At 56.4% G+C, this 6,503-nt stretch carries 6 protein-coding genes and 1 pseudogene; 3 read left to right on the top strand and 4 right to left on the bottom strand.

Going from position 1 to position 6,503, the window contains the following annotated elements:
* Positions 1-105 precede the first annotated feature (105 nt).
* Both Q1B15_RS17765 and Q1B15_RS17770 read left to right on the top strand, forming a co-directional pair.
* A complete protein-coding gene (locus tag Q1B15_RS17765) occupies positions 106-237 on the top strand; it encodes a hypothetical protein (RefSeq protein WP_299756240.1) in 132 nt (43 codons plus the stop codon).
* 72 nt (positions 238-309) lie between these two features.
* The gene (locus tag Q1B15_RS17770) at positions 310-534 is read left to right on the top strand and encodes a hypothetical protein (RefSeq protein WP_299756242.1); all 225 of its coding nucleotides are present in this window, start codon (positions 310-312) and stop codon (positions 532-534) included.
* A gap of 66 nt (positions 535-600) precedes the next feature.
* Here Q1B15_RS17770 and Q1B15_RS23545 read toward each other — a convergent pair.
* A pseudogene (locus tag Q1B15_RS23545) lies at positions 601-765 on the bottom strand (Rap1a/Tai family immunity protein); the annotation flags it as partial.
* A gap of 806 nt (positions 766-1,571) precedes the next feature.
* On the opposite strand from Q1B15_RS23545, the gene Q1B15_RS17775 reads away from it, so the two are divergent.
* A complete protein-coding gene (locus Q1B15_RS17775) occupies positions 1,572-2,471 on the top strand; it encodes an alpha/beta hydrolase (RefSeq protein ID WP_299756244.1) in 900 nt (299 codons plus the stop codon).
* A 288-nt stretch (positions 2,472-2,759) separates the two neighbouring features.
* On the opposite strand, the gene Q1B15_RS17780 is transcribed toward Q1B15_RS17775, so the two are convergent.
* From Q1B15_RS17780 to Q1B15_RS17790, 3 genes are all read right to left on the bottom strand, one after another.
* A complete protein-coding gene (locus tag Q1B15_RS17780) occupies positions 2,760-4,964 on the bottom strand; it encodes an ATP-dependent RecD-like DNA helicase (protein WP_299756246.1) in 2,205 nt (734 codons plus the stop codon).
* Positions 4,931-5,407 (bottom strand): thermonuclease family protein, encoded by a 477-nt coding sequence (locus Q1B15_RS17785; RefSeq protein ID WP_299756248.1) that lies wholly within the window; start codon positions 5,405-5,407, stop codon positions 4,931-4,933. Before Q1B15_RS17785 ends, Q1B15_RS17780 begins: the two co-directional genes overlap by 34 nt.
* Positions 5,408-5,619: 212 nt before the next feature.
* A complete protein-coding gene (locus Q1B15_RS17790) occupies positions 5,620-5,961 on the bottom strand; it encodes a hypothetical protein (protein ID WP_299756250.1) in 342 nt (113 codons plus the stop codon).
* Positions 5,962-6,503: the final 542 nt, after the last annotated feature.

A 6,503-nucleotide genomic window follows, 5' to 3' on the forward strand; every position in this document is an offset into this window, starting at 1 on the left:
CAAACCAAGCTGCTGCAATTGAGGTGATAAAGCGAGCTGGGGATAAATTTATTTTTGTAGATTGAGGTAAAGAGTGAAAACCGCCATCAGGTGCCGCCTGCGCTGATGCTGCCGGAAGACCGCGCCAAGGTTAAGGCTTCCCATCCGAACTCGACGCTTGAGCGTGAATTCATGCGTGTGGACGGCTACGAAGAATACCATAAATCCCTCTATCGCTATGTGCTTCGGGATGTTTAGCGACGCCCCATGGGTTATTTACCCGTCGTTCGGCCTACGCGACCACGGTCGCCGTGCGCGAGGAGGCGGCTAATGGTGATGCCTGCTCTGGCGCGGTTCTACCCAGTCACATCCCGAATTTTCGGACGGCTGGGCCTGGCCTGGTCTCTGCCTGCGGCGGCAGGGGCGCAGGAGGTGGCGCCTGAGGACATAACGCCGATGCCGCCGGTGGCTTTTGATCCCGCCGAGCGCGACCTCATCCAGCGCGCGGCGCCTGGGTCGACCCTGCCGCAGGAATGGCCGCCTGTCTGGGCATGAGGGTTCCAATGTCGCGACGATGCGCTACACGCTGAAGAATGTGCTGGCGACGCCGCACGGGGTATATCAGCTTAAACTGGGATTCTGTTCCAACCAGAGGACAACAATATCTGCGACTTGTCCTTGGGTTATCGACGAAGGAGCACAGTATTGGAACCCATTGATCGTGTTGCCTTCTTCCATTACGGCTTCGGACAAGTCCAAAGTTCCAACTATGTATCCACCGCAATATTGTTCGCTTTTGTTCGTTCATATTTCCAATAACTCATTTCCACTTACGAAGCTGGGAGACGCCCAAGCAGACCCACTGCTAAGCACAAGGGAAAAAGCAAATTTGAAAAGTCTTTTCATTAATTTTGGCTCATTTTGTTGTCACGAAAAGTTTGAGTTTTCAGGGGCTCAATCATTGAACCCTAATTTAATTTTAGCCCAATTTGAGCAATGCTGTGTCCGGTCAAAGGAATATAACCCGACGTTCCTTAAGTGGTTTGCTGTAAGTCGCAGATCGCGCCGGATTGGGCGCGAAGATCAAGCATTTTCCCAGAACGGCGTCCGTAGTCGCGGAGACACCCAGAGCTCTGTCTAGTCAGGTCGAGAAGGACTCCACGGTTAGCAAGCTTGCACGGTCCGTTTCCTGCGCATTGCTGCCGTTCGTCCATAGCGTAGCATCGGTCAGACAGGGCTCCAAGCCGCCTTGCGGCACCGCAGAGAAAAGCGAGCTTTAATGGTCGCGTGAATGTCAGCTTCTACTAATTGGGCCATGAGGTCTCGCACTTGCGGCGAAAGTCCGCAATCCGCCCTTGTGTCGAGCGACACGACCGGCCCTTAGCTGCCGCTCGTCGGTCGATCTGATTCTGCGCCGCAGCTTCGCCAGGCCAGCCATTCGTGCATCGTGCAGCATGTTCTTGGGCCAAATGACCACAACGCGGACAAAGTGCTAATTTGCTGCGCAAGCACCAATGACAGCTTTCAGTGAAACTCTCTTGGTACTTTGAGATTGTCCAACTAGTGTTGCGTAAGTGGCTAGGAGACGTTCCTTGTACCAAGAAGTGAGTTTCAACTCAGAAGGAGCGGAGCTGCGGGGGCGTCACTATTGCCATCCAGCCGGGCAGAAACCGACCGTCGTCATGACGCACGGAACAACCGCGACGATCACCATGGCAGTCGACCAATATGCCGAAGCCATCTTTGCGGCTGGCTTTGATGTCCTGCTGTATGACCATAAGAACTTTGGGCTCAGCGGTGGCGAACCTCGGCAGGAAATAAATCCTTGGGTACAAACACGCGGCTATCGGGATGCCGTTGCATTTTTGCGGGTTAAGCAGCCTGACAACCCAATCGCCCTTTGGGGGGACAGTTTCTCCGCTGGCCTAGCCTTGGTAGCTGGCGGTTTGATCGAAGACATTGCAGCCATAATCGCGCAGATACCAGTTTGTGGCGTTGCGCTTCCTCAAGGGCTTACTGACGATGGTGCCCTTGAAGTTATGAAAGAGATTTTCGAGAATGGCGATGTGTCTGGTGGAGCAGAACAGACAATGGGCCCGATGCCTGTCGTGTCGTCTGATCAGTTAAACACCCCATCCCTATTGACACCAATCCAAGCGTTCCGGTGGTTCATCGAACACGGTGGCCGACATGGCAGTAGATGGGAAAACTGGGTCACGCGGGTCATTCCGGATACGCCGGTCGCTTGCAGCCCCTATGTGACGGCACCTTATCTGAGAATGCCCGTTCAGATGATGGTCGGACGCAACGACGAGATGGTTCATTGTAACCTCGAGATACAGCGCGCCGTGTTCGACCGGGTTGCCGGTGAGAAAGAGTTCGTCGAGATAGACGGCGGGCACTTTGGTTTGCTTTGGCACTCAAGCGCTGAATTCGATGAGGCGGTCCATCGGCAAATCGCATTTCTGTCCCGAGTTTTTCGAGGCAACTAAGAAAACTGACATTGGCCACGTCACAGAATGAGTGTGATTTGGGCTCCTTGCTGCCGTTAGCCGCATCGCAGCGATCCTGCCAAACGATCTCGCCCCGACCAACATGAACGGCCCAAACCGGTCCTCGACCACGATCACTGATGCCACAATGCGGCTTGCCCAGGGCGGACGCTGATTGCTCTTGCCCAGTTCGCGCTTGCCTAGTGGCAGCAACCCTTTGACGACTGAACAGTTCAAGACGTTATTCACATCAGCCAGAATGCGCTGGCTCCGAGTCACTTACCTTGCTTATGCGAGCAACCATTCATCAAGCTTCGACCAGCGCCTCCGGCCTGAGACGTTCTTGACTGCGATCGCGACGGCTTTCTTTTGACCCACAAGGATGACGAGCTTCTTGCCACGCGTGACGCCTGTGTAAATCAGGTTGCGCTGCAACATGGCGTAATGCTGGGTCATGACCGGGATCACCACCGCCGGATATTCCGAGCCCTGGCTCTTGTGGATCGTGGCGGCGTACGCCGGGACCAGAGTGTCCAGTTCGCCGAAGACGAAGTTGACGCTGCGGCCCTCAAAATCGACGACAACCTCGCCCTCGACCATGTCGATATCTTCGATCATGCCGATATCGCCATTGTAGACATCCTTGTCGTAGTCGTTCTCAAGCTGCATGACCTTGTCGCCGGGAGCGAAGGTCCAACCGAAGCGTTCGACCTTTTTGTCGCCTGCGGGATTCAGTGCCGCCTGCAACTCAATGTTGAGCGAGCGAGCGCCCACGCCGCCGCGGTTCATCGGGCACAGGACCTGGATGTCCTTGATCGGGTCAAACCCGAACCGGTTGGGGATGCGCTTGGCTACAAGTTCAACGATGCGGGGCACGGCTTGCTCGGGGTCCGCTGCAGGCACGAAGTAGAAGTCCGCCTCGTCCTCAGGCGGCGCGAGGTCAGGCATGCGACCCGTGTTGATAGCGTGTGCTGTAGTGATGATCTTGCTTTGCGCCGCTTGTCGAAACACCTCCGTGAGCCGCGTTACTGGCACGGCGCCTGAGTCGATGATGTCGGCTAACACCTGGCCGGGCCCGACGGACGGCAACTGGTCAATGTCGCCCACGATCAGGAGAGCTGCATTGCTAGGCAAAGCTTTGAGCAGTGACTGCATAAGCATCACGTCAACCATAGAGCTTTCATCGATCACCAGCAGATCGCAGTCGAGCGGGTTTTCCTCGTTGCGCTTGAAGCCGAAGGCCTTCGGGTCAAATTCCAGCAGGCGGTGGATGGTCTTGGCCTCCATGCCAGTGGCTTCGGTCATGCGCTTGGCTGCCCGGCCAGTGGGCGCGCAGAGTAGCAGGCTAACGGATTTCGCGGCGAGGATGCGCAGGATCGAGTTGACGATGGTGGTTTTCCCCACCCCGGGGCCACCGGTGATCACCATGGCCTTGGACTTCAGCGCGAGGCGGATGGCTTCGGCTTGGCTCTCTGCGAGGCTCAGGCCGGTTTTCTGCTCGATCCAGGGCAGCGCCTTGTCCGCATTGATCACTGGCCACGGCAGCGCACCCCGCTGAATGCGTTTCAGCTGATCGGCAATGCTACGCTCTGCCATGTAAAGCCCCGTCAGAAAGATGCAATCTGCCTCGCCCACGGTATCGGCGGTGACCGTCTCCTCGGCCAGTTCTTCGCGCAGCGCGCTTTCAATCAGATCCGTGGGCACCTCCAGAAGTTTGCCCGCCAACCCAATGAGGTCCGCCCGCGGGAGTCCGCAGTGGCCGTCGCCCATCGCCTCGCTGAGCGCAAAAGAGATGCCTGCCCGTATCCGGATCATAGCGGTCTTCTCGATCCCGAGCTTTTCCGCGATCATGTCCGTCGTGCGGAACCCGATGCCCCGGATGTCCTTTGCCAGCTGGTAGGGGTTTTCGCTCATCACCTGCACCGCATCGGTGCCATATGTTTTGAATATCCGCACGGCCCGCGCCGTGCCCACCGCATGTTGGTGCAGGAAGACCATGATCTCGCGGATGACCTTTTGATCGGCCCAGCCCGACGTGATTTTATCCGCGCGTTTGGGGCCTATACCTTCGACTTCGCGCAGGCGCTCGGGCGTTGCCTCGATGATATCGAACACATCCTTGCCGAACATCTTCACCAGTCGCTTGGCATAGACCGCTCCAATGCCGCGGATCATGCCGGAGCCAAGATATTTCTCGATCCCGTCGATTGATGACGGCGCTGAGGTGCGCAGAAACTGCGTTTTGAACTGTAGGCCATGGGTGCGGTCGTTAATCCACACGCCGGACGCAGTGACCCATTCCCCTGCCGAGATCATGGCGGCATGGCCTACGGTGGTAACAAGGTCGCGATGCCCACGCGCTTTAACCCGCAAGACGCAAAAGCCGGACTCCTGACTGTGGAACGTCACCCTCTCCACCAGGCCCGCAAGGACCTCTGTCTGGCTATCGCCTTTGGGCTTCATCCGCCGCGCTGCGCACGCCGCCAGTTCCACGGCATGTCAAACTGCCCAGACCAGATATTGCGGCGGCTTCGGCGCGCATCCTCCTCGGCGGGGATATAGTCTCGGGAATACCGACGATAGGCCACGGCCCAGCCTTGCTGAACCATCCATTCATTCAGGTCGCTGCCATCCTGCACGCACACAGCAATCGCGCGGCCGTAGCGATCCGTGTCACGGACGCGGCAGGAGACTTGTTGCCGCCCGATCCTATCAGATAATGCCAAGGCTGCTTGTTGGCCACAGCGCAATGACGTGCCGTCTGCGCGAATGCATATCTGACGGCTTTCGGGCGCATCGATGCCGTGCAAGCGGATCCGCTGCCCCCGAACCTCTAACGTGTCGCCGTCTATCACGCTGCTCACACCAGTAATTGTCTCTGCCATGGCCGGCATGGGTGCAAAAAGAAGGGCGGCAATGAGGGCCAAATTGCGCATCAGTGGTTAGATCCTGCGTTTAAAGCGGTATTTTTGATGGCATCTGGCACAATGATGTCCCGGGGCCGAGTCCGGCCCAGACCGGACATGGTCCTGCAAACCATCAACGTATGATTTACCGCATTTTTCACTACGCACGTACCTCCGTATAGGCGCAAAGTCATTCAAAATTCGACGTGTGCCCTCAAAATGGTGACCCGGGTTTGCGGGCGTCAGAAGCCACGCCCGTTCTGCTTCTTGATTTTTTTAACGCGGTGCTTTTGATAGCCGTCGATTTGACGGTATAGGGGGCATCGCCTGTTGAAGTTGAGATGGGTTATGGAGACGATAATCGGATCATGGGTGCCCTGTCCGTCGAGGTCGAGACGGCATGAGATGCCACCTTCTTCGCCCATATAGAAGACCTCTACCACTTGGCACTGTTCTGGCAGAGTAATTGGAGCCACTTGTCGCCGTATCATACCCTTTAGGCTTTGTGATAGCCTAGCTGTGAAAGGCAAATATGCATCCATTTCTGCGATGAGCTTTTGGGTCTTGTCAACGTCGTCGATCATGTTGGTCAACTGCTTTGATTTTTGGCTTGCGGCCACTTTAGACTCGACGTCCCAATTCTGCAAAATCCCCTCGCAACACTGCTGACACTTGCGGCATGATGACTATCAGATTTGCGCAATGAATGACCTCTTTCGCTTGTCTGAATATGTCACCTCACGACCGTAGCGAACTTCCGGTTCCCGCCCTTTGCGACGGATTCAGCGCTCTGCACAAATTCGTAGAAAGGCTCCAGAGCTGCCCTTCGCTGCGATAGGCACCAACGGCCGCTCCGCGGAGAGGCTGTGTGAAAACTATCGAGAGCTTTCACAAATGCGAAAAATTGCCAGATTTAGGCACGCTCTCGTCGAGCTGAACCAACAAAATTAGCAACTCCCGAAAACGAGCGGCGCGAAATCATGAAGAATTCCGAGTTTTCACACAGCCTCCGGACAAGACTGCCTTTGATGTACTAAGACTAGACCGGCCCGCTGCCGCATCTCGGTATAGGGCGTCCGCGATTGGCATAGGCTAGGAACATGACAATTTCGTCGGGACCCGGCGC

The organism is uncultured Boseongicola sp., from assembly GCF_937988555.1.
GTDB lineage: Bacteria > Pseudomonadota > Alphaproteobacteria > Rhodobacterales > Rhodobacteraceae > Boseongicola.

Excerpts from the sequence above, each read along its gene's own strand:
- Q1B15_RS17790 (WP_299756250.1), bottom strand. The coding sequence starts at position 5,961 with ATGATCGACGACGTTGACAAGACCCAAAAGCTCATCGCAGAAATGGAT.
- Q1B15_RS17785 (WP_299756248.1), bottom strand. The coding sequence starts at position 5,407 with ATGCGCAATTTGGCCCTCATTGCCGCCCTTCTTTTTGCACCCATGCCG.
- Q1B15_RS17765 (WP_299756240.1), top strand. The coding sequence starts at position 106 with ATGCTGCCGGAAGACCGCGCCAAGGTTAAGGCTTCCCATCCGAACTCG.
- Q1B15_RS17770 (WP_299756242.1), top strand. The coding sequence starts at position 310 with ATGGTGATGCCTGCTCTGGCGCGGTTCTACCCAGTCACATCCCGAATT.